Source organism: Nocardia sp. NPDC004568 (assembly GCF_040609955.1).
GTDB lineage: Bacteria > Actinomycetota > Actinomycetes > Mycobacteriales > Mycobacteriaceae > Nocardia.
The window spans coordinates 1-21,637 of sequence record NZ_JBEXLL010000072.1; the positions used below are offsets into that span (position 1 = coordinate 1).

Here is a 21,637-nt window from a genome sequence, read left to right on the forward strand (position 1 = left end):
GGCCGCCGAAGCCAGTACGTGCTCACAATTATCCAGCACCACCAGGGTCCGCGGCGTCTGCCCCGCCTCATCGGCGCAGGTCAATTTATCGACCAATTCATCCCACGTCGGCCGCACCGCGGGATCGGCATCCAGAACCGACCGCGCGACCTCCATTTCCACCGCCCCTGCATCCGCGCCTACGGGCAGTCGCGCCAACCGCACCCAATACACCGAGGTGTGAGCGTCTTCATCGCACCGCCGGGCGATTTCGGCTGCCAATCGCGTCTTTCCGATCCCACCCGGACCGGTCAAGGTGACCAACCGTGCCGAACCCAACAGCAAGGTGGTGATCTTCTTGATTTCCAACTCACGGCCGATGAACATGTCCGAAGCCGCCGGCCGTGTACCGGCCCGTACCCGATACATACCCACGAGCCTAACCTCCACCCGGCAACCACGCAGCACCCCGGACCCTGCCGCAAGAACCGACCGTCGTTCATTATCGGCCGGGTCGCGGCGACCATCGAAACCGGACTTCCCCGGATTTCCGCGCTGACCCACGACACCCAAGTTCCCGGTCATCACGAACGACAGTCGCCAGTCGTGCGAACGGCTGGTCCGGACCATCGGTCGATGTCGGCCGTCAGACCGGTGAGTTCCGCACATACGGCATCGGCCGTTCGGCGCTCCAGGAAAAGGTGCTTCGTTAGGGCCTCAGCAAAGTATGCGCTAATTCAGGCGAGCTGGGTGGAGCCGGGCCTGCACGGGCGTGTCACCGCCCGTGGACGTGATTGTCGGCTCCCTGGACATCGGGTCGTGTGGTGGCAGCGTCGTATGCGAGGCCGGGGCCTGAAACACCGCGTTCGGACACTGGTCGAATTCCGCAGGTTCGGTCTGCTGCTCCTTGGCTGATGGATGGATTCGGCGGGGGAAGACCGTGGCGCGACCGATTGGGCTTGCCCGGCCGGGTGGCCGGGTCGGTGTCTGGCCGCCGACCGTGAATCCGTGTTAACTTAAAGCGAACGGTCATTAACTTGACCCGCCGGAAACGAGCACCTCGGGAGGGACTATGCAGTCCGCCGTCATCGTCGATGTGGTTCGCACGCCGTCCGGGAAGGGTAAGGCCGGTGGCGGCTTGTCCGGGGTGCACCCGGCGACGCTGCTGGCCGGAGTGCTCACCGAGCTGTTGCGGCGCAATGATCTGGATCCGGCGCTGGTCGACGATGTGATCGGCGGCTGCGTGACCCAGAGCGGGGAGCAGGCCTTCAATATCTCCCGGACCGCTGTGCTGGCCGCCGGGTTCCCCGAATCGGTACCGGCCACCACGGTGGACCGGCAGTGCGGATCCAGTCAGCAGGCCGCGCATTTCGCCGCGCAGGGCGTGATCGCCGGCGCCTACGACATCGCCATCGCCTGTGGCGTGGAGTCGATGAGCCGGGTGCCCATGTTCTCCAACGCGCAGGGGCAGGACGCCAATCGCGGTCCCATCGCCCACCGGTACCCGGAGGGCCTGGTGCAGCAGGGTGTCGCCGCCGAGATCCTGGCGGCGCGCTGGAAGTTCGACCGGGCCACCCTCGACGAATTCGCGGCCCGGTCGCATCGGCTGGCGGCCGAGACCGCCGCGGCCGGCGGGTTCGATCGGGAGCTGGTGGCGGCCGGCGAGCTGACCGCGGACGAGACCATCCGGGCCGGGTCCACCCCCGAGAAGCTCGCGGGCCTGAAGCCGGCGTTCGCCGACGAGCAGTACACACAGCGGTTCCCGGAGATCAACTGGTCCATCACCCCGGGTAACTCCTCGCCGCTCACCGACGGGGCATCGGCGGCGCTCATCATGAGCGAGCAGGCGGCCACGAAGCTCGGTCTGCGGCCGCGGGCACGCTTCCATTCCTTCGCCGTGGTGGGTGACGATCCGCTGCTCATGCTGACCGCCCCGGTGCCGGCCTCGAAGAAGGTGCTGGAGCGGGCCGGGCTGACGATCGACGATATCGACGCCTACGAGGTCAACGAGGCGTTCGCGCCCGTCCCACTGGTCTGGCAGCACGAGCTGAACGCCGACCCGGAGAAGCTGAACCCGCGCGGTGGGGCCATCGCGCTGGGGCACCCGCTGGGCGCCTCGGGGGTGCGGATCCTGGCCACCATGGTCAACCATCTCGAGCAGACCGGTGGCCGGTACGCGTTGCAGACCATGTGCGAGGCGGGCGGTCTGGCGAACGCCACCATCGTCGAACGTCTCTGATCTCGGATCACGGCCCTCGGGACTACCCCTCCCGAGGACCGTGAGCCGTGGCTGCGCCGTGGGCCGAAGCTGTGGTCCGGGTCTGCCGCCGACGATTGGGACCACGACGCGGCCCGGGTCAGAAGCGGCGCGCTCCGACCACGGGCGAATACGACATCGGCGAGATCTCGACCGTGGTGGTCGCGGCGTGGATCACCTGACCGTCTCCGGCGTACAGCGCCGAATGGCCACCGCCGCTGTAGGAGATCACGTCGCCGACCCGTAGCTGGTCGAGCGGTACCGGTGTACCGGCGGAGAGCTGGGACCAGCTGGTGCGCGGTACCTGTACGCCGGCCTGCTGGTATGCCCACTGCACCAGCCCCGAACAGTCGAAGACGTTCGGCCCGGTACCGCCGGAGACGTACGGTGCCCCGAGCTTGCTGCGCGCCGCCGCCACCGCGATATCTCCGACGGGCGGTGCGGGCGCTATCTGTGGGGCGGGCGCGCCGATGCCGGGAATTCCGGCCGGCAGAGGGATCTGATCGGGAATTTCGAAGGTGCCGAAGCCGGGCAGGGTGACCGGCTGGGCCTGGGCGGGTGCTGTTGTTCCGAGAATGGCGCCGGCCGCGGCGGCGAAAAGGGCCAGTGCGGCGCAGCGCTGACGTATCGGTACAGAATCCATAATTGCGGTCCTCCGTGCTCAGGTCGAGAGCCGGTGGGGGCGCAACGGTCAGCACCGCCGAGTGCGCGAGGGATCATCACCGACTACTCGAACAGCGTTGGAAATACACCACAGCTATATGTCGGTCCTGCAAACCCGGGGAGTCATATTTCGCGTGATCGCGCGCCACGCGGTAAACGACACGGGCAATGCGGATCACGAAAAAATAACTATCTGCATTCCCGCAGCGTAGCGCCGGTGTCCGAATTCATCCCGGGCGATATCTGGCCTTGATGTGGAACCGCTCGCCCTGCGGTCCGTAGATGCTCAGGTACTCCACCGGATGCTCGTCGGCGTTGCCGAACCAGTGCGGCAGATGGGTATCGAATTCGGCCACTTCACCCGGGGTCAGAATCATGTCGCGGTCGCCGAGTATGAGCCGGAGTTTCCCGTTGAGCACATAGAGCCAGTGGTAACCCTCGTGGGTGTGCATCTCGGGTTCGGCGGCGGCGCGGCCGGACAGGATCTGCTTGTAGGCCTGCAGGCCCCCCGGTCTGCGGGTCAGCGGGATGAAGGTCTGACCGTGCCGGGTCACCGGACGGGTGTGGACCCGCGGGTCTCCGGTCTCCGGCGCGCCGACGAGTTCGTCCAGCGGTACCTGGTGCGCCTTGGCCAGCGGGAGCAGTAGTTCGAGGCTGGGTTTTCGCTGCCCGGATTCCAGGCGCGACAGGGTGCTCACCGGGATACCGGTCACCTCGGACAGCGCCGCCAGCGTCGTGCTGTTGCGGCGGCGCAGCTCGCGCAACCGCGGGCCGATCGCCTCGATGACCTCGCCGAACTCACGCTCCATGTCTCTATTGCAGAACTGGCAAATAAATTTGTCAAGCCAGCTGTTTGCCCGGATGCTGGGAAGCACACCTCACGAGATCGGGAGCACCGGATGGACCAGCAGTTCTGGGATGATATGTACGGCGAGAGCGAACAGCGCTTCAGCGGATTGCCCAATGATGCCCTCGTCGCGGAAGTAACCGGTATGGCACCCGGCCAGGCCCTCGATCTCGGCTGCGGCGAGGGGGCGGACGCCTACTGGCTGGCCGAGCGCGGCTGGCAGGTCACCGCGGTGGATATCTCGCAGGTCGCGCTGGACCGTGCGGCGGCCGGCCATCCGGAGATCGCCTGGCAGCGCGCCGACATCACCGTCACGCCGCTGCCGGCCCGCTCCTTCGATCTGGTGTCGGCGCACTATTTCCCGATCGTGCACGAAACCGATCACGCCACCGTGCGTGGACTGCTCGACGCCGTGGCCCCCGGCGGAACCCTGCTCTTCGTCGCGCACGATCCCACCGAGTTCCCCTCGCGCGAGGAACATTCGCACGGGGGTGACCATGCGCACGAGGGCGACGGACCGTCGCCCCGGTTCGACCCCTACGAGTTCTATCAGCCGTCCGAGATCGTCGAACTCCTCGGCGACGGCTGGACTGTGGAGGTCGACGAGCGTCGCGACCGTCACCGGCCCGCCGCCGGACATCAGGTCAAGGACCTCGTCCTGCGGGCGCGACGCGCGAGCTGACGCTCACGTCGCGGGTTCGGTCGCCCGCCCACCTCGGATTTCGGCGATCGGCCGAGCCCGCGCGTCGTAGCCCGGTTCTATAAGAGCTGATTGCTATTGTCGGCTCCACCTGTGCGCGGAAACCGGAACCACGAGGTGGAGGGTTTGTTCATGCGGCTGTACCGGGTTCACGGGCTCGCGGCCGCCGTGGCCGCCGCCGTTGTCGTCATCGTGACCGTGATCCTGGTGGTGGCAGCGCAATCCGCGCGCCACCCGGTGCACCGGGAAACCTCCCCGGCGGTATCGCCCGCCGAACTCGCCCAGCAGTGGACCGATCTGCACGACGGCCCGCAGCCGTATCCCGAAACGCAGATCGACAAAGACGTACTGATCACCATGAGCGACGGCGTGGTGCTGAAAGCCGATGTGTACCGCCCCGCGGCGGCCGGCGGGGCGGTCGAGACCCGGCCGCTGCCGACGATCGTCACCATGACGCCGTACTCGAAAATGATGTCGAGCATGATCGATTCGGCGATGGGCGATCCCGAAGTGCGGCGGTGGACCATGGACCTGGTCCGCCGGATCAATCTATCCGGCACCCCGATCAGCGGGTTCGAGGATCTGCTGCACGCGCTGGACGGCGGCACCGTGGCGACCGTGCTCGGGCTCGACAGCCAGCTCGTCCGAGCCGGTTACACGGTCGTCTCCGTGGATGTGCGCGGTACCGGGCAGTCACAGGGACTGTGGGACACCCTCGGTGAGCGTGAACAGCTCGACACCCGCGAGGTGATCGAATGGTCGGCGCGGCAGCCGTGGTCCGACGGGCGGGTCGCCATGAGCGGGGGATCCTATGCCGGGATCAACCAGTTGCGTGCCGCGGAGAACGCCCCGGCACCGCTGAAGGCGATCTTCCCGGTGGAACCGGGCAGTGATCTCATGCGCGATGTAGTGGCGCCGGGCGGCGGTGTGGGCGTGACCTTCCTGCCGCTGTGGCTCAACCAGGTGAACCAGGCCAAACTCATGCCTGATGTGAAAGCCATGCTCAACGGCACCTTCGACTGGCAGTGGCTCAGCGACCGCATGGCCGACCCCGCGACCAACTACGATCTGCTCGCCCAGGCGCTGCTCACCCCCTCGCTGCGGGATATGCCGCCGGCCCTGGCGGACGCGCTGGACGAGAACAGCGCCTTCCGTCAGGGCATCATGGGCCATCCGGAGAAGATCACCGTGCCGACCTTCGTCTACGGCGGCTGGCACGACATCTTCGCCAACAGCGCGACCACGCTCTACAACGACATCCCGTTGTCGCCGGGCCGCAAACAGCTCATCGTCGGCGATACCTACCACGCCAACCCCGGGGCCGGGACCGGACGTCCCGGGGCTCCGCCGCGCCTGGATGTGCTGCAGCGCGCGTGGTTCGACCACTGGCTCAAGGACATCGACAACGGCATCACCGACTACGGTCCGGTGATCGTCTGGGAGCAGGGCGGAGACTGGGTGGTGCTCGACCGGTTCCCGCAGCCGGGTATGACGCACCGGCGGGTGTACCTGTCGGGGGCCGCCAGCGGGACGACCGCCGATTCCGTGCACGACGGCTCGCTCACCGCCGCGCCGGGTCCGCCCGACCGGCTCACCGTCTCCCCGGGCCTGACCAATTTCTGCTCGCGTGACATGGCGCAGGGGTCGGCGGGGATCGGCGCGGCACTGGACATGTGCGCCAAGGACTCCCGGATCGCCGAACGCAACGCGCTCACCTTCACCAGCGAGCCGATCGCCGAACGCACGATTCTGTCCGGCCCGATCAATGTGCATCTCAACACCGTGCACGACGCCGCGGACGGCTACTGGAACGTGACGGTCAACGATGTGGCGCCCGACGGGACCTCGACCGTGCTGAGCACCGGGCAGCTCACCGCGTCGCTCCGGGCGATCGACGAAGCGCGCAGTACGCGTTCGCCCAACGGTGATCTCACCGCGCCACACAATCCGCTCACTCTCGACAGCGTGCAGAAGGTGGTACCGGGCGAGCCGGTGACGCTGGATATCGCGGTCATCCCGATCCAGGCGGTACTGGTGCCCGGGCACCGGTTGCGACTCGACGTGTTCGCGGGCAACTCGCCGAAGGCGCTGGCCTTCCGGCCCATGCTCAACGACAGCGAGCTGGCACCGCAGCATCTGGCGCTGGATCCGGCCGCGCCGAGTTTCGTCAATCTGCCCACCGACCGGCCGCTGTTCGTCTCGCCCGTCGAGCCCGCCCAGGCCGCGCCGCGCTCGGTGCCGGCCCCGACATCGCATTCGGTACCGGCGCCGCAACCCGCCCAGGCGCCCACCCCGCCCGTGGCCCCGACGACGCCGCCCACCGCGCCGACCGCCCAGCGCGCCCCGCAGCCCGCCCAGGCCGCGCCGCGGCCCGGCGAGCCGACCACACAGTCCGCGGTGCCGACCCCGCGGCAGGCCGATATCCCCGCGCCCCGGGCGGCCCCGCCCGCCCCGGCCCCGGCCGCGCCGCCGGCTCCCGTAACCCCTTCCGCCGAGGTGCCCGTACCCGCGCCCGATCCCACCGCGCGTCCCGCGGAGGCCGCTCCTCGGGCCGCTCCCGCCGCGGTTCCGCGCACCACGCGACCGGTGGCGCCGCTCCCGGATTCCGGCCCGTGGGTGCCGGATCCCGTCCCCGCCCGGCCGTGACTCCGGCCCGCGCCGCCATGCGGGCGGCGAGCCGGACATGACGCAGATCACCGGGCGATTCACCCGGACCGCCCGGCGGGCCGCCGTGGCGTCGTAAGGTTTCGCCCATGGTGTCGCAGGAGAGGGCCGAACTGGTGCGGTCGGCGGCCGAGGCGAGCCTGCTCGCCGGCCGCCGGCGCTACAACCGCAACGAGGTGGCCGAAAGAGCCGAGGTGACACCGGAGCTGGCCCGGCGGCTGTGGGTCTCGCTCGGATTCCCGGCCAGCGAGGACGACAGCGCCCGCGATTACACCGACGCCGATATCGCGGCCATCCAGCGGTTCCGGGAGGTGGGCACCCTGGCGGGTGCCGACACCCGGCAGCAGGCGGCGACGGCCCGCACCATCGGGCAGACCATGGCGCGGCTGGCGGAATGGCAGGTCGACCTGGTATTGGCCGAGATCGATCGACGTGTCGCCGCGGCCGGACCGGACGGGGACCGGGAGCAGATCACCCGCACCGCCACCGCGGAAACGGTGGAACTGCTGGAGGGCCTGCTCTCCTACGCCTGGCGGCGCCACCTGGACGCGGCGCTCTCGCGGAACCTGGAGGAGACCGGCCCGCCCGCCGACTCGACCCGGGTACTGGCCGTCGGGTTCGCGGATATGGTCGGCTACACCCGGCTGACCCGGCATCTGCATCCCGACGAACTGTCCACGCTGCTGGAGGCGTTCGAATCCACCACCAACGACGCCATCGCCGAGAACGGCGGCTGGGTCATCAAGAATGTCGGCGACGAAGTGATGTTCGCGGCCGAATCGCCGCTGGCCGCGGCCCGGATCGCGGTGGCCCTCCAGGAATCCACCATGACGGTGGGCACCACGCCGGAGTTGCGGATCGCTGTGGCCTACGGGCCGGTGCTGCAGCGGTTCGGTGACCTGTACGGCTCGGTGGTGAACATCGCCGCCCGGCTCACCGGTGTCGCCCGGCCGGGCACGATCCTGGTGGACGACGGCGCCGCCGCGGAACTGGACGACGAACCCGAGTTCAGCATCAAACACCTGCGCAGTGTGCGCGTGCGCGGGTTCAACCGGTTGCGCCCGCACCTGCTCCGGCGCAACGGCCGGGCCACATCCTGACGGGTTCCCAGCGGCATTCTCGGTTTCAACATATGAGATTTTCGACAACGTAAATGTCGCTATGGGTAGGGTCGTCCGAGGAGCCGATCGCGGCTCACGCGTGAAAAGGAGACCAGCATGGCCAAGGGCTACGTCATCGTGACCGAGCTGATCAAGGACCCGGCGGGGATGGCCGAATACGGTAAGGCAGCCGGTAAGGCGATGGCCGCCGGGGTGAAGGTCCTGGCGATCGACACCAAGTTCGAAGTCCTCGAAGGGGAATGGCCCGCCACGCAGACCGTGGTGCTGGAATTCGAATCTCCCGAAGCGGCCCGCGCCTGGTACGAGTCCGAGGAGTACCAGGCGGCGATCCCGCTGCGCCAGGCCGCCGCGGACTGCAACGCGGTGATCGTCAACGGGCTGTAACCGCCGCGCGGCCGGCTCCGGGCCGGCCGTGGGGGCTTCCGCCGCCGTGGCCGGGCGCGGGCCGCGCCTCGCCGCCGTGGCCGGGCCGGGTATCTAGGCTGGCGAAGTGACCATCCCCGAGCGCATCACACCGACCGGCCGCTCTATCGTTCTGGAGTTCTCCGGCGTGCGTGCCGAGATCGGCACTGTGGCCGCCGTCCTGCGCGGGCTGACCGTGGGCGGTATCGCGATCACCGAACCGGTTCCGGCCGCGATTCCGCCGCCGCTGGGCGCCGGAATCGTTCTGGCACCCTGGCCGAACCGGGTCCGCGACGGGATCTGGACTCTCGACGGATTACCCCAGCAGCTCGATATCACCGAGCCGGCGCGTTCGAACGCGATCCACGGGTTGCTGCGCAACACCGATTACGAGGTGCGCGAACTGTCCGCCGCCGCCGTGACCCTGGGCGCGCTGATACCGCCCCAGCACGGCTGGCCGTTCCTGCTCGACAGCTGGGTGCGCTACGAACTGCGCTCCGACGGGCTCGCCGTGACCCACGGCGTGGTGAACCACGGCGACCGGCCGGCACCGTACGCCGTGGGCGCGCACCCGTACCTCCGGATAGGGGAGGCGCCCGTCGACGACCTGGTGTTATCGGTCTCCGCCACGACCTATTTCGAGGTCGACGCCCGCATGAATCCGGTGGCCGAACACCCGGTCGAGGGCACCCGCTACGACCTGCGGGCCGGGGTGCCGCTGTCGGAGTTGGACCTGGACACTCCTTTCGGCGGGGTGACGCCCGCGGCGGCCGCCCGGCTCACCGCGCCCGACGGCGCCACGGTCGAACTCGTCCAGGATGCCGGATGGGAATATCTGCAGGTTTTCACCCCGCGGGAATTCCCGCGTCCGCGGGGGCGGGGTCTCGCGGTCGCGCTGGAACCGATGACCGCCCCGCCGAACGCGTTGAACTCGGGTGACGGATTGCGTCATCTCGAACCCGGTGAGCGCTGGGAGGGTGGGTGGCGTATCCGGTACACGCCCGGCCACAGAGATCGGGACCGGGCTTCCGGCTACGCTGAGGCGCATGGCAGCTCGTGATCTTCGTATCGACGCGGGCGTCCGCCGTACGGTTGTCGGCCGGGGGAGGTGATGGCGTCGGCGATCGTGGTCACGGGTGCTACCGGCCCGATCGGGCGGCAGGTCGTCGCGGGGCTGAGGGACCGCGGAGCCGAGGTCCGCGCGGTCACTCGGCAAGCGGACGCCGCGCCCGCCACCGCGGGCATCCGATTCGTCTCGGCGCAGGCGCCTTTCGTGGATCTGCTGGACGGCGCGCGGGCCGCCCTGATCAATGTCACCGCGCTGGGTGCCGGTGATCCCACGGCCGACCCCGAAGCCCGGCTCACGGAACTGGTCGCCGCGGCCCGGACGCACGGGGTCGGCCATCTGGTACTGCTGTCGTCCGCGTCCGCCGCGGATCCGGAGAGCCCGATCGGGGCCGGATACCGGCCGGTGGAGGAACGGCTCGCACAGTTCGACGGCGCGGTGACGATTCTGCGGTCCGTGCTGTTCATGTCGAATACCGCGCACTGGTGGTCGGCGGCAATCCAGCAGTCCCGCACCGCGTCGGCGCCGTACGCCGATGTGGCCGTGGCGCCCATCGACGACCGCGATGTGGCGTCGGTGATCACCGCCGCCCTCCTGACGGAGCCCGCCGCGGTCGCCGGAACGCACCTCCTGACCGGCCCCGCGCTGCTCACGCCCCGGGAGTTGGTCGCGACGATCGCCGAAATCCTGGGCGCCGATATCGCGTTCGAGGACCTACCCCCGGACGTGGTGCGGGGCCGTCTGGTGGGCGCCGGTCTCCCGGCCCGGGCGGTCGACGGGCTGCTGCGGTCGTTCGAGTACGCCCGGCTGGAGCCGGTCGCGCCGTCGGCCGCGGTGCAGCGGTTCACCGGACGCCGGGCCGGCACCTATGCCCGGTGGGTCGCCGACCACCTCGCACTGTTCCGCTGACCTGTCCGGTCACCAGGACATATCAGCCGCGTGGGGCTATCGCGGCCATCGCCGCGCGTAGTCGCCGCGCGCGCGGTGGACGCGCCGTCGTTTCGTTCAAGACCAGGGCGAAGGTGCACGGCGGCAGGTCGGTGACCGGGACATACGCGAGGTCGGGCCGCGGATACAGCCGGGCCGCCGCCGCGGGGACGAAGGCGACCGCCCGGGTGAGCGCGACCGTGTTCAGCAGCGATTCGAAAGTGCTGCCGCGACTGCCGGCGATCCGGACGCGGGCGCCGTCCGGCCGGGGGTCCGCGGTCCAGAACGCGCGGCCCTCGGGGAAGGTGGACGGTGACATCTCCGCGACCGGGTACTCCGCGAGGTCCGCGAGGTGGAGGGTGGCGCGGGCGGCGAGCGGGTCGGTGGCCCGCAGGCAGGCCAGGCGGGGCTCCACCAGGAGCGGCCGGGCGTGCAGACCCGCGGGAACCGGCAGGTGGACGAAGGCGGCATCGATCTCGCCGCGTTCGAGGGCGGTCAGCTGTGCGGTGAAGGTCTCGAGTACCCGCACCCGCGGTGATGGGTTCGCGAATGCGTCCAGCACGGCCCGGATCTCCGGCATCGAGCCGAAGCTCTCACACACCCCGATCCGTAGTGAGTCGTCGCCGCTGGTCAGATGATATGCCGCGCGGCGCAGTTCGTCGGCGGCGGTGACCACACGGCGGGCGTAGGGGAGCAGTTCCCGTCCGGCTTCGGTGAGTTCGACACGCCTGCTCGTGCGCTGGAACAGCGGCACGCGTAACCGGTCCTCCAGGGCGCGGATCTGCTGGCTCAGCGCCGGCTGGGTGAGATAGAGGCGGCGCGCGGCCCGGCCGAAATGCAGTTCCTCGGCCAGTGTCAGCAGCAACCGGAGTTGGTGCGGGGTGGGATCGTCCCCGTTGGTCACCGGTGTATCCGACGAATCGATAACGGGCATATTATCAATCTACGCGGATGCGAATTGCCGGGTCGTTGCCGCCGCGCCGCTGCGCCGGGCAAGCTGGGAAGCGGATCCACACCGCGCCGGTATCGATCGGCGCGGTGTTCAGCTGAGCAATTCCCTGTCCACCGCAGTCGTTTCCGCGTGTGCGGAAGCGCAAGAACGGATCGATGGTTCTGTGCAGCCGAATCTGTTTTCCCTCGTACTCTGCGTCTTCGGAATCACCACCGGTGAATTCGTGGTCGCCGGAATCCTGCCCGATATCGCCGACGATCTGGCGGTGTCCGTACCCGCTGCCGGGTTGCTCGTCACCGCCTACGCCGTCGGCATGATCGTCGGCGGCCCGCTGCTCACCGCGCTCACCGCGCGGTTCCGGAGAAAACCGCTGTTGCTGGCACTGCTCGTGGTGGCCGTCGCGGGAAACCTGGCGTCGGCACTGGCCCCACTGTACGGTCTGCTCTTCGCCGCGCGGGTGGTCACCGCCTTCGTCACCGCCACCTTCTTCGCCACCGCCATCGTGGCCGCAACCTCGGCACAGCCACCGGAGCGGCAGGGTTCGACCGTCGCGAAACTGGTCCTCGGCATGAACCTGGCAATGGTGCTGGGCGCACCGCTGGGCACCGTCGTCGGCACCGCCTACGGCTGGCGGGCGACCTTCGCCGCGATTGCCGCCGTCTGCTTCGCCGGCCTGCTGCTGGTGGCGCGCTGGGTCGCCGATGTGCCCGGCTCGCGGTACCCGGTCACGACCGAGTTGCGGGTGTTCACCGATCGCAGAGTGCAACTCGCTGTCGCCGTCACCGCGGTGGGCAACACGGGCGCGCTCATGGTGTTCACCTACTTCGCTCCGCTGCTCACCGATATCGCCGGGTTCGCGGCGGGCGCCGTACCCGTGCTGCTACTGGTCTACGGAGTCGGCGCCATCGCCGGAAATCTGCTCGGCGGCCGGATCGCCGATCGAGCGCTGTTGTCCTCGCAGCCCGGCATGCTCGTGTTGTCGGCGCTGGCACTGCTGCTCACCTGGGTGGCCGGCGGACTCACCGGCGCCGTCGCGGTCCTGGTGTTCGTACTGGGGGCCGTCGCTTTCGCCGTGGTCCCCGGTATGCAGGCGCGCATCCTCCAGACCGCCACCCTCGCACCCACCCTCGCGATCGCGGTGAACGCCTCGGCCTACCAGCTCGCCGCGGCCGCGGCGGGTTGGCTCGGTGGTCGCACCATGGACGCCGCCGGGCCGGGGACCATCTATCCGGTCGCCGCGGCGGTCACGGTCGCCGGGGCGGTGCTGAGCGGGCTGATCTGGTATCGAGAGCGCGGGGTGGCCGTCGCGCCTGGCGAGGTCGCCGTCGGCGGGTGAGGCGGTCTGTTCGAACCGACACGAGCACCCGGCCTCGTCGGGCCCGCCCGCCACCACCGCGCCCGCCGGCGTCCGTCGGCGTCCGTCGGTTCACCTGTCGGCGAGCACCAGCGCGAATCGTTCGGCGGGATCGGTCCAGGCGTGGCGCATGCGGAAGCCGGCGGTGGCCAGTTCGGCGCGGAACCCGGACAGCCGGAATTGCGCCGAGATCTCGGTCCGCAGCTGCTCTCCCGCGGCGAAATCGACCACGAGACCCAGCTCGGGGATGGTCACCCGCATCGCTTCGGTGGCCGCCAGCCGCATTTCGATCCATTCCAGGTCCGGGTCCCATACCGCGAGATGGGTGAATGCGAACGGATCGAAATCGGCGCCGAGCCGGTCGTTCAGGACGTACAGCATATTGCGGTTGAATTCCGCGGTCACCCCGGCGGCGTCGTCGTAGGCGGAGATCATCACGGCGGGATCGGTGACCAGGCCGACCCCCACGAGCAACTGTTCACCCGGGGTGAGCACCTGGTGCAATTCGCCCAGGAACGCGGTGCGTTCGAACGGCGGCAGATTCCCCAGGGTGCCGCCGAGCAGCGCGATCAACCGGCGGCCGCCGTGCGGAAGTGCGGCGAGCATGGTGGTGAAATCGCTGACGATGCCGTGCACGGACAGGTGCGGGAATGCGCCGCTGGTCCAATCGGCCGCGGCCCGTAACGCGGTTTCGGACACATCCTGCGGTACGTAGGAGCACAGCGAGCCGTGGGCGGTGAGCGCGTGCAGCAACAGCCGGGTCTTCTCGGCGGAACCCGAACCCAGTTCCACCAGTTCGGTCGCGCCCGAGGCGCGACGGGCGATCTCCTCGGCCGCGGTATGCAAAAGGTCGCGTTCGGTGCGGTCGAAGTAGTACTCCGGCAGCCCGGGGACCAGGTCGAACAGTGCGTTTCCGCGGGCGTCGTAGAACCATTTCGGCGGCAGCCATTTCCGGGGGCCGGACAGACCCCAGAGCACATCGGTGCGCAACTGCTCGCGCAGATCGGCTTCCGTGAGCTGAATATCGAAGGTCGGTGCGATAGCCATGGGATCCCTCTCTGTCCGCGGCCGTCGCCGTGAAAGCTAGGGCACCGGCGGCGCCGGGACATCCGCCATTTCCGGCGGAATATCCGCATATGCGTACGGCTCGGCGGAATGCGCCGGTATCGCGGGGTGAAATGTCCGGCAATTCACTTCGGAATCGGTGCGGAAGAGTCGGCTGGCATCCTTTCGGCAAACTCGCCGGACCATTGTCGTGAGTCGTGAAGAATTGGGCTCACTTCGTCATCGTCCCCGGTAAGTCCGGTTCTTTCGCGGGCTGTGGCCGTTCCGCAACCCCGCCGTGGCTTGACAGGCGGAACCGATGAGGTGATATTGGCTAATGGTCGGCCAATGATCGGATACCGCGCCGCGGACTGCACGCACCGCTCCTGGACAGGAGAAAGGGATGCCGCTTTTCTCGCCGGGGTTCGCCGCCCGTCGCCGCGATGCGCCGGGGCCGCGGGGCCGACATGCGCCGCGCCCGACGGGCCTCACGCCGAACAGGGTCACTACCGGGAACAGCGCATTCGTCGCGCCGGCCGTGTTCCGGGCGCCGGGTGGCGAGAGATCGCCGAATCCCGTGGCCGATCTTCCGGCGGGCGCGGGATCGCGATCCGGGTCGGCGGTGTCACCACGACGAACTGGACCTCATCGGCGGCTCGGAGGCCCGGGTGGACTTCGGGTACACCCGGCGCGTATCCGCCGACTGCCCGCGACCGGCAGGTCGGCTCACCTGGGCCGACCTGCCGGTCCACCACGTGGCCCGGCGTCCGGAGTGGGCAGGCGCCGGCGGCCCGCCGGGTTCGTCGCACCCACCGCGGCTACAGGCGGCGCCACGGTGCGCACCGAGCCGTTCGGGCCGAACGGAGATCGCGGTGCCGCTGCCGGGCGCCCGGGTCGCCGCGGCTGACGAGCCGGGCGGCTGTCCACCTGCGGAATCTCCGATTAGCCTGGTCGTGTGCAGGTGAGTTCATTCGACAGCGATACGGGCGTCGAGTGGGAGATCGGGCCACCGTCGCGTGTCGTGCCGGGGCGCCGTGCCGCGATGATCGGTTTCCGAGACCACAGCGCGTCCGGTCTGGACCTGCGGGTGGCCGATATCCCGGCGGTCACCGTACTGGTCGAATTCGGGGGTGACGGGTTGACCGTCGAAAGTGCGGGTGGCCGGCGGGAACTCACCGCCTTCGTCGCGGGCTGCGCCAGCGGGGCCATGCGGATCAACGGTGCGCGGCCCGCGTGCGTCGAGGCGCGGCTGTCGCCGATACAGGCGTATTCGCTGCTGGGGGTGGCGCCCGCCGAACTGGAGGGCACGGTTGTCGATCTGACCGAACTGTGGGGCTCCCGGGCGGGGCTGCTGCAGGAACGGCTGGCCGCTGCCGTGACCTGGGAACAGCGGTTCGCGCTCACGGAAGCGTTCTTGGCCGGCCGCGACGACCCGACTCGGGCGATGGATCCCGAGGTGGCGGTCAGCTGGCAGCGCATCGTCACCAGTCGCGGGCAGATCAGAGTCGGTGAGCTCGCCGAAGCCTGCGGGTGGAGCCGGAAAAGGTTGTGGGCGAGATTCCATGCCCAGGTCGGGCTGACACCCAAACGAGCCGCGATGCTGGTCCGGTTCCGGCACGCGGTCGACGGTCTGGTGGCGGGCGGGTCCGCCGCCGATATCGCCGCGTCCTGTGGCTATACCGATCAATCCCATCTGGGCCGGGATATGTCGAGTTTCGTCGGTGTCACCCCCGCGACGCTGACGCGCAAGGTGCTGAATCCGTTCTCGAAGCGCCGTCATCAGGCCTGGGAACATTCTTCCTAGATCGCTCCGAGCCGGCCGTTCGACAGTGGGTCCACGCCGGGCGGATCTTCCGGCGCGAATCGCCGGAAGGAAAAGTCGATGGCGCCCGAAATCCTGCTGTGGGCGGCGGATGCCGCGGGTCTGATCGCGCTGGCGGTGCCGTGGCGCGGCGGGCTGCGCCGCCTGCGGCATATCGCCGTACTCGCGCCGCTCGCGGCCTTCGCTCAGTCGGTCGGCGACGGCTATCGCTGGCCGATGGTTCCGGCCTACGCCCTCGCGGCGACCCTGGCGGTGGTGTGGGCGTGGGGCACCATCCGCGCGGGCGGTCCGTTCCGATGGTCACGCGTTCTCGGGACACCGTGCGGCATAGCCCTTTTCGCCGTCTCGGTGGCGGCACCGGTCGCGGTTCCGGTGTTCGAATTGCCGGAACCCGGCGGCCCCTACGCGATCGGCACCGTGACCTACCACTGGCGCGACGAGGCTCGCCGGGAGATCTTCGACCCCGACCCCGCCGCCCGCCGCGAGTTGATGGCACAGGTCTGGTATCCGGCCGAGCCCGGAACCGCCGCACCCACCGCCCCCTATGTGGCGGATGCCCGGGAACTCTCGGCCGCCGCGGGCCCGCTGCTCGGCGCCCCGGGATTCGTATTCGACTTCTGGGACGAGGTCCCCACCCACGCCACCCGGCGTCCCCCGGTGGCGGCGGCGCGCCCGAGCTACCCGGTTCTGGTCTTCGTCTCCGGCCTCAACGCATTCCGGCAGTCCAATATGTTCCAGGTCGAGCGACTGGTCTCGCACGGATTCGTGGTGGTGGGCCTCGACCAGCCCTACACCTCCGCCGCCACCGTGTTTCCCGGTGGACGCACGATCGCCGGCCGGTCGAAGGACCGGGTGTATCCGGCGGTCCAGCAGAGCCTCACCCCGGCCGATCCCGCTCCCGCGCTCGGTGACGCCGAACTGCCCGACGGCCTCATTCCCTATCTCGCGCAGGACATCGGGTTCGCGCTCGATCAGCTGACCGGGTTGAACGCCGCCGATCCGGAGGGCTTGCTGACCGGCCGCCTCGACCTGGAAAGGGCCGGTGCGTTCGGGGTCTCCCTCGGTGCGATGACGGTCGGCCAGGCCTGCCACGCCGACCGGCGGCTGCGCGCGTGCTCCATGATGGACGCCGCGATGACGGCCGATGTGGTGCGCGACGGACTGCGGCAGCCGAGTCTGTGGCTGACCCGCGACGCCGAATCCATTCTGCTCGAACGGGATCGCAGTGGCGGCTGGCCCGACCGCGAGATCACCGAGACGATCGACACCCAGCGCGAGGTGTTCGCCGCGAGCGCGCCGGGACACGGATACCACGTGGAGATCCCGGGCATGTTCCATGTGAATTTCACCGACGCGCCCGCGTGGACTCCGCTGGCGGAGGAAGTCGGTCTGTCGGGGCCCATCGGCGGTGCTCGCGGCCACGAGATCGTCGCCGCGTACACCCTGGCCTTCTTCGACCGGTTCCTGTCCGGGGGCCGCCCGGCGCTGCTGGACAGCACGCCCCCGTGGCGTGAGGTCCGCCTGGAGCGCCGATGAGCCGTGGCCGCCGCCCGGATCACGACCGGGCGGGTGCTGCCGCGCCTCGGCGATACGGGCCTGGGTACCCTCGGCCGTGCGCCCCTCGTTTTCCGCTCCGGCCCCGGCGAATTCGCAGAGAGCTCACCCGGTGAACCGTAGAATTCCGAGGTGCGCAGGGCTTTCGAGGCGTACCCGGGAATCGGCGATGCGACACCGCAGTCGACGGCCTAGACTCGTACCCAGAACTTCTCGTGGTTAAACCAGCCTGCCGGCTGGACCGGGCCCGCGGGCAGGTAGGAGAGCGTCAGTGGACCTCGAAGAAGCACGCCGTTTCGCGGCGGGGGTGTGGGGTAGAGCGGATCTGACACGTACAGAGCGCTTGGCAGCCGTCCGGGCGGACGCGCACGCCCGTGGGAAGGAGCCGTTCGATCTGGGCCGGCTCGAAGCGCTGTGCGATACCAGTCATGAAGGTCGGATGGATCCGACGTCCTGGCGGCAGCGCCGGTTCGAACTCATCTACTACAGCCATCCCGAGATGATGTGCATCGAGGATCTCGCCGCCTATGTCACGATGACCCAGGGTTGCAGTCCGTCCATCCGCCCGGTCGATTAGGCCGGCCGCCACCGTCGATCATCCGCCCGCCCGGTCGGAGACCGCCCAGAAGTCGGCATAGCGACCGCCCCGGCACAGCAGTTCCTCGTGCGTCCCCTCCTCCACGATCCGCCCCTTGTCCAGGAACACGATCCGATCCGCCCGCCGGACCGTGCTCAGCCGATGCGCCACCATCACCACCGTCCGTCCGGCCACGAGCCGCTCGATCCCCGCGTGCAGGGCCGCCTCGTTCTGCGGATCCAGCGCGGCGGTCACTTCGTCGAGCAGGACGATGGGGGCGTCCTTCAGGAGGGCTCGGGCGATCGACACCCGCTGCCGTTCGCCGCCGGAGAGCAGGCCGCCCCCTTCGCCTACCGCGGCCGCCCAGCCTCCGGGCAGTCGCTCGATCACCTCGTCCAGCCGGGCCGCCTCGGCAGCCGCTCGGACCTCGGCCCTGGTGGCGTCGGGCCGGCCGAGCCGGACGTTGTCCTCGATCGTGCCGTCGAAGAGGTGGACATCCTGGAAGACGATGGCGAGCTGTGCCATGGCGACGGCGCTGTCCAGGTCGCGGACGTCCACACCTCCGATCCGCACCGCTCCGGCGTCCACATCGTAGAACCGCGCGATGAGCTGCAGTACCGTGCTCTTGCCCGCGCCCGAGGGGCCGACTACGGCGAGCCGCTGTCCCTCCGGTACCGACAGCGACAGCGCGTCGATCACCGTCCGCTGTCCGTGCCCGAAGACGACGGCATCGAACTCCAGGTCGTGACCGGCCGGTGGGACCGGTTCGGTGGCTTCCGGCAGCGGTTCGGTGCGCAGTAGCTCATCCAGCCTCACCAGCACCGAACGGGCGCTGCGCAACCGGCCGCCGATCTCGGCGAGGGCGAGCAGGGGCTCGGCACAGCGCGCGGCCAGCACCAGGATCGTCAACAGTTCGGCCGCACCGATTTCGCCACCCAGGGCCAGATAGGCGCCGAGCGCCAGAAGTCCGGTGAACATCGCCTGCACGGTGAGCGAGGCGCCCACCGCGCCGGGCAGCGCCGCCAGGGTGGCACGCCGGCTCGCGCGCTCGATCCCGCGCAGCGCGTCGTCGAGCAGCCCGAAGCGTTCCCCGGTCCGCCCGCCCGCCCGTAGCACCGGCTGGGCGCGGAGATATTCGACCACTCGCGCGGTGGCCTCCTGGTCACGGCTGTGGCGCTCCGCGTCGGTGGCCGCCGCGGCATGTCCCGCCCGCAGCTGGACCGCCGCCACGACCGGCGCGGCCGCGAGCGCGGCGAGGCCCATTCGCCAGTCGAAGGCGAGCATCACCGCCACGATCGTCAGCGGCGTCACACACGCGGAGACGAACGGCGCGAGCAGATGCGCGATCACCCCCATCGCGTCCAATACGCCGCGCCCGGCCAGTGCCGCGACCTGCCCGACCCGGCCCGTGCTGTACCAGCCGAGCGGTAGCCGGGCCAGATGGTCGCCGAGCCGGTGGTACAGGCCCTGCAGCAGGGCGGTGCCGACCCGGAAACCGTGGAGATCGCTGAGATAGCGGAGTACCCCGTAGCACGCGACGGCGACGGCGAACGCGATCAGCCAGGGCCACGCGTCCGCGGGGGCGCTCCCGAACAGGGCCCGGAGCACGGGGACCAGCAGGGCGTAGGACAGGCCCTCGGCGAACGCGGTCACCGTCATCAGGGCCACGGTGCGGCGGACCGGCCGGGCGTATCCGGGACCCAGCACCCGTAACAGCATTCCGATCATCGGGGTAGATCTCCTTGCGGCAGGTCACCGAGGGTGACGCTCTCATCGGACAGGATGTGCCGGGATCGCTGGTACGCGGCGAACTCGCCGTTCCTTGCCAGTAGCTCCGCGGGAGGGCCGTACTCCACGATCGACCCGTTCTCCAGCAGCGCGACGGCGTCGGCGTCGGCGATGGTCTCCGCGCGATGGGCGATGACCAGGGTCGTCCGTTCGCCGGGCCGGGCCGCCAGCGCCGCGCGCACCGCCTGTTCGGTGCGCGGGTCGGCGAAGGCGGTCGCTTCGTCGAGCACGAGTACCGGGGTATCCGCGAGCAGCGCGCGGGCCAGCGCGATCCGTTGTGCCTCACCACCGGACAGCCCGGCCTCGGCGCCGAGGACGGTCGCGTACCCGTGCGGCAGTTCGAGAATGCGATCGTGGATGTTCGCCAGCCGTGCGGCACGGACCACGGCGTCGAGATCGGCGTGCGGAACCGCCAGCGCGATATTGTCCGCGACCGACGCGCGCAGCAGGCGGACGTCCTGGAAGACGAACGAGACCATCCCGTACAGGTCCGCGGCGGCCAGCTCGCGCAGATCGACCCCGCCCAGCGTGATCGCGCCGTGGGTCGGGTCGAAGAAGCGCGGTAGCAGTTGCACCAGCGTGGATTTCCCGCTGCCCGACGGCCCGGCCAGCGCCGTCACCGTGCCCGGTTCGAGCACCAGGTCGATACCGCGCAGTACTTCCCGGCCGGGCTCGTAGCCGAAGCGGACCCCACGCAGTTCCACCCGGTGCCCGGCCGGTGGGCGCGGCCGCGCGGGCTGCGGTAGCGCCGGCACCGCGAGCACCTCCCGGATCCGGGTGACCGCGCGCCGGGCGGCCTGGATATCGTCGAAACCGTGTCCCAGCGCCGCGACGGGCGCGGTCAGTCCCAGCCCCAGCAGCAGGAACGGCACCAGGTCCGCCGGTGCCAGGTCACCGGAAGTGATCAGCGCGGCACCGCCGGCCAGGACGACCGCCAGCACGAACGGCGGGGACAGTGCCAGCTGCATACCCGCCGCGAGCACCGACATCCCGCGCACCCAGCGGCGGAAGACCGCGACGAAGGCCTCGGCCGCCACGAGGAATTCACGGTGCGCGCGTTGGGTTCCGCCGAACGCCTTCACCACCGCGATGCCCTGGACGAATTCGACGACAGAGTTCGAGATCCGGCCCATGGCGGCGTCGAACTCCTCCTGTTCGCGCAACCGCGTCGGCGTCATCATGAACGGGACCACCGCCACCGCCAGTAGCACCGGGATCAGCGTGATCAGGGTGAGCCGCCAATCGACGGTGAACAGATAGACCAGCGATACCAGCGGCACCACGAACGCGGCGACGAGTTCACCGGGGGTGTGGGCGATGAACGGATGGACGGCGGCCACATCCTCGCCCACCACCTTCGCGAGTTCGCCGGTGCGGCGGCGGGAGAACCAGCCGAGCGGCACCCGGCCCAGCCGCAGTGCGAGCTGCCGGCGCAGGGCGAGCTGCACCCGGCCGTCCAGCAGATGCCCGATCCCGGCAGCAGCCGCCGAGCAGAGCAACCGCACGAACAGACCGCCCGCGCCCGCGATCACCACGAACCACACGTGATCGTGATCGACCGGGCCGGGCGCCAGCAGGGCGCGGCCCAGTTCCACGACCGCCAGCAGCGGCGCCAGACCGGCTACCGCGCCGACGATGTGGAGCACCACCACGGTCGTGAAGCGTCCCGGATACGGGCGGAGCAGCGGTACCGCGGCGGGCTCCGGACTCGACACGGGGGCCGGCGTCCGGGGTGCGCCGACCGTTGCGGCCGTGGTGGTCGTCATCGCCGACCCGTACCGGACGGCGGCACCACCATCGGGCCGGCGTGGCAACGGTGGCCGGAGCCTGCCGCCCGGTTCCGCGCTGGTCGAGTGCCTGTGTCGAAGTCGTTCATGGCTCTCCTGCTGTGCAGTCCGGTGGCGGTGGTCGCCACCCGTC

General features: G+C 69.8%; 18 protein-coding genes. 11 read left to right on the plus strand and 7 right to left on the minus strand.

Going from position 1 to position 21,637, the window contains the following annotated elements; genetic code table 11:
- Nucleotides 1–408, minus strand: a 408-nt coding sequence (locus tag ABZV91_RS26010; RefSeq protein WP_355236225.1) for an ATP-binding protein, incomplete at its 3' end; no start/stop codon positions are given.
- Nucleotides 409–1,051: 643 nt separating this feature from the next.
- On the opposite strand from ABZV91_RS26010, the gene ABZV91_RS26015 reads away from it, so the two are divergent.
- On the plus strand, nt 1,052–2,218 hold the full coding sequence (locus tag ABZV91_RS26015) for a thiolase family protein (protein WP_355246795.1): 1,167 nt from the start codon (nt 1,052–1,054) through the stop codon (nt 2,216–2,218).
- A gap of 118 nt (nt 2,219–2,336) precedes the next feature.
- Here ABZV91_RS26015 and ABZV91_RS26020 read toward each other — a convergent pair whose 3' ends face one another.
- Nucleotides 2,337–2,879 carry a C40 family peptidase gene (locus tag ABZV91_RS26020; RefSeq protein ID WP_355246798.1) on the minus strand — a complete coding sequence of 181 codons (543 nt, stop codon included), beginning with the start codon at nt 2,877–2,879 and terminating at the stop codon, nt 2,337–2,339.
- 247 nt (nt 2,880–3,126) lie between these two features.
- On the minus strand, nt 3,127–3,708 hold the full coding sequence (locus tag ABZV91_RS26025) for a helix-turn-helix transcriptional regulator (protein WP_355246801.1): 582 nt from the start codon (nt 3,706–3,708) through the stop codon (nt 3,127–3,129).
- 90 nt (nt 3,709–3,798) lie between these two features.
- Between ABZV91_RS26025 and ABZV91_RS26030 the strand changes: the two genes are divergently transcribed.
- The 6 genes from ABZV91_RS26030 to ABZV91_RS26055 all read left to right on the plus strand — a co-directional run bounded on the left by ABZV91_RS26030 (nt 3,799) and on the right by ABZV91_RS26055 (nt 10,608).
- On the plus strand, nt 3,799–4,428 hold the full coding sequence (locus ABZV91_RS26030) for a class I SAM-dependent methyltransferase (protein WP_355246804.1): 630 nt from the start codon (nt 3,799–3,801) through the stop codon (nt 4,426–4,428).
- Between the two features lie 150 nt (nt 4,429–4,578).
- The gene (locus ABZV91_RS26035) at nt 4,579–7,092 is read left to right on the plus strand and encodes a CocE/NonD family hydrolase (protein WP_355246873.1); all 2,514 of its coding nucleotides are present in this window, start codon (nt 4,579–4,581) and stop codon (nt 7,090–7,092) included.
- Between the two features lie 107 nt (nt 7,093–7,199).
- Complete coding sequence (locus tag ABZV91_RS26040) at nt 7,200–8,210, plus strand: adenylate/guanylate cyclase domain-containing protein (protein ID WP_355246807.1); 1,011 nt, start codon at nt 7,200–7,202, stop codon at nt 8,208–8,210.
- A gap of 117 nt (nt 8,211–8,327) precedes the next feature.
- The gene (locus tag ABZV91_RS26045; protein ID WP_063035550.1) at nt 8,328–8,615 is read left to right on the plus strand and encodes a DUF1330 domain-containing protein; all 288 of its coding nucleotides are present in this window, start codon (nt 8,328–8,330) and stop codon (nt 8,613–8,615) included.
- 106 nt (nt 8,616–8,721) lie between these two features.
- Nucleotides 8,722–9,693, plus strand: coding sequence for an aldose 1-epimerase family protein (locus ABZV91_RS26050; RefSeq protein WP_355246811.1), 972 nt, complete (start codon nt 8,722–8,724; stop codon nt 9,691–9,693).
- Between the two features lie 51 nt (nt 9,694–9,744).
- Complete coding sequence (locus ABZV91_RS26055; protein ID WP_355246814.1) at nt 9,745–10,608, plus strand: NmrA family NAD(P)-binding protein; 864 nt, start codon at nt 9,745–9,747, stop codon at nt 10,606–10,608.
- Between the two features lie 22 nt (nt 10,609–10,630).
- On the opposite strand, the gene ABZV91_RS26060 is transcribed toward ABZV91_RS26055, so the two are convergent.
- Complete coding sequence (locus ABZV91_RS26060; RefSeq protein ID WP_355246817.1) at nt 10,631–11,560, minus strand: LysR family transcriptional regulator; 930 nt, start codon at nt 11,558–11,560, stop codon at nt 10,631–10,633.
- A 181-nt stretch (nt 11,561–11,741) separates the two neighbouring features.
- On the opposite strand from ABZV91_RS26060, the gene ABZV91_RS26065 reads away from it, so the two are divergent.
- Nucleotides 11,742–12,914 carry an MFS transporter gene (locus tag ABZV91_RS26065; protein WP_355246820.1) on the plus strand — a complete coding sequence of 391 codons (1,173 nt, stop codon included), beginning with the start codon at nt 11,742–11,744 and terminating at the stop codon, nt 12,912–12,914.
- A 90-nt stretch (nt 12,915–13,004) separates the two neighbouring features.
- On the opposite strand, the gene egtD is transcribed toward ABZV91_RS26065, so the two are convergent.
- Nucleotides 13,005–13,979, minus strand: coding sequence for an L-histidine N(alpha)-methyltransferase (egtD, locus tag ABZV91_RS26070; RefSeq protein ID WP_355246823.1), 975 nt, complete (start codon nt 13,977–13,979; stop codon nt 13,005–13,007).
- Between the two features lie 952 nt (nt 13,980–14,931).
- Between egtD and ABZV91_RS26075 the strand changes: the two genes are divergently transcribed.
- From ABZV91_RS26075 to ABZV91_RS26085, 3 genes are all read left to right on the plus strand, one after another.
- Nucleotides 14,932–15,780, plus strand: coding sequence for a helix-turn-helix domain-containing protein (locus ABZV91_RS26075; protein WP_355246826.1), 849 nt, complete (start codon nt 14,932–14,934; stop codon nt 15,778–15,780).
- A gap of 78 nt (nt 15,781–15,858) precedes the next feature.
- Entirely contained in the window at nt 15,859–17,334 is a 1,476-nt protein-coding gene (locus ABZV91_RS26080) for a carboxylic ester hydrolase (protein ID WP_355246829.1), read from the plus strand.
- 289 nt (nt 17,335–17,623) lie between these two features.
- A complete protein-coding gene (locus ABZV91_RS26085; protein WP_157181992.1) occupies nt 17,624–17,929 on the plus strand; it encodes a hypothetical protein in 306 nt (101 codons plus the stop codon).
- Nucleotides 17,930–17,947: 18 nt separating this feature from the next.
- Here ABZV91_RS26085 and ABZV91_RS26090 read toward each other — a convergent pair whose 3' ends face one another.
- Together ABZV91_RS26090 and ABZV91_RS26095 are read right to left on the minus strand one after the other, a co-directional pair.
- Complete coding sequence (locus tag ABZV91_RS26090) at nt 17,948–19,657, minus strand: ABC transporter ATP-binding protein (protein WP_355246832.1); 1,710 nt, start codon at nt 19,655–19,657, stop codon at nt 17,948–17,950.
- Entirely contained in the window at nt 19,654–21,483 is a 1,830-nt protein-coding gene (locus ABZV91_RS26095) for an ABC transporter ATP-binding protein (protein WP_355246835.1), read from the minus strand. The genes ABZV91_RS26090 and ABZV91_RS26095 overlap by 4 nt, the downstream gene beginning before the upstream one ends.
- Nucleotides 21,484–21,637: the final 154 nt, after the last annotated feature.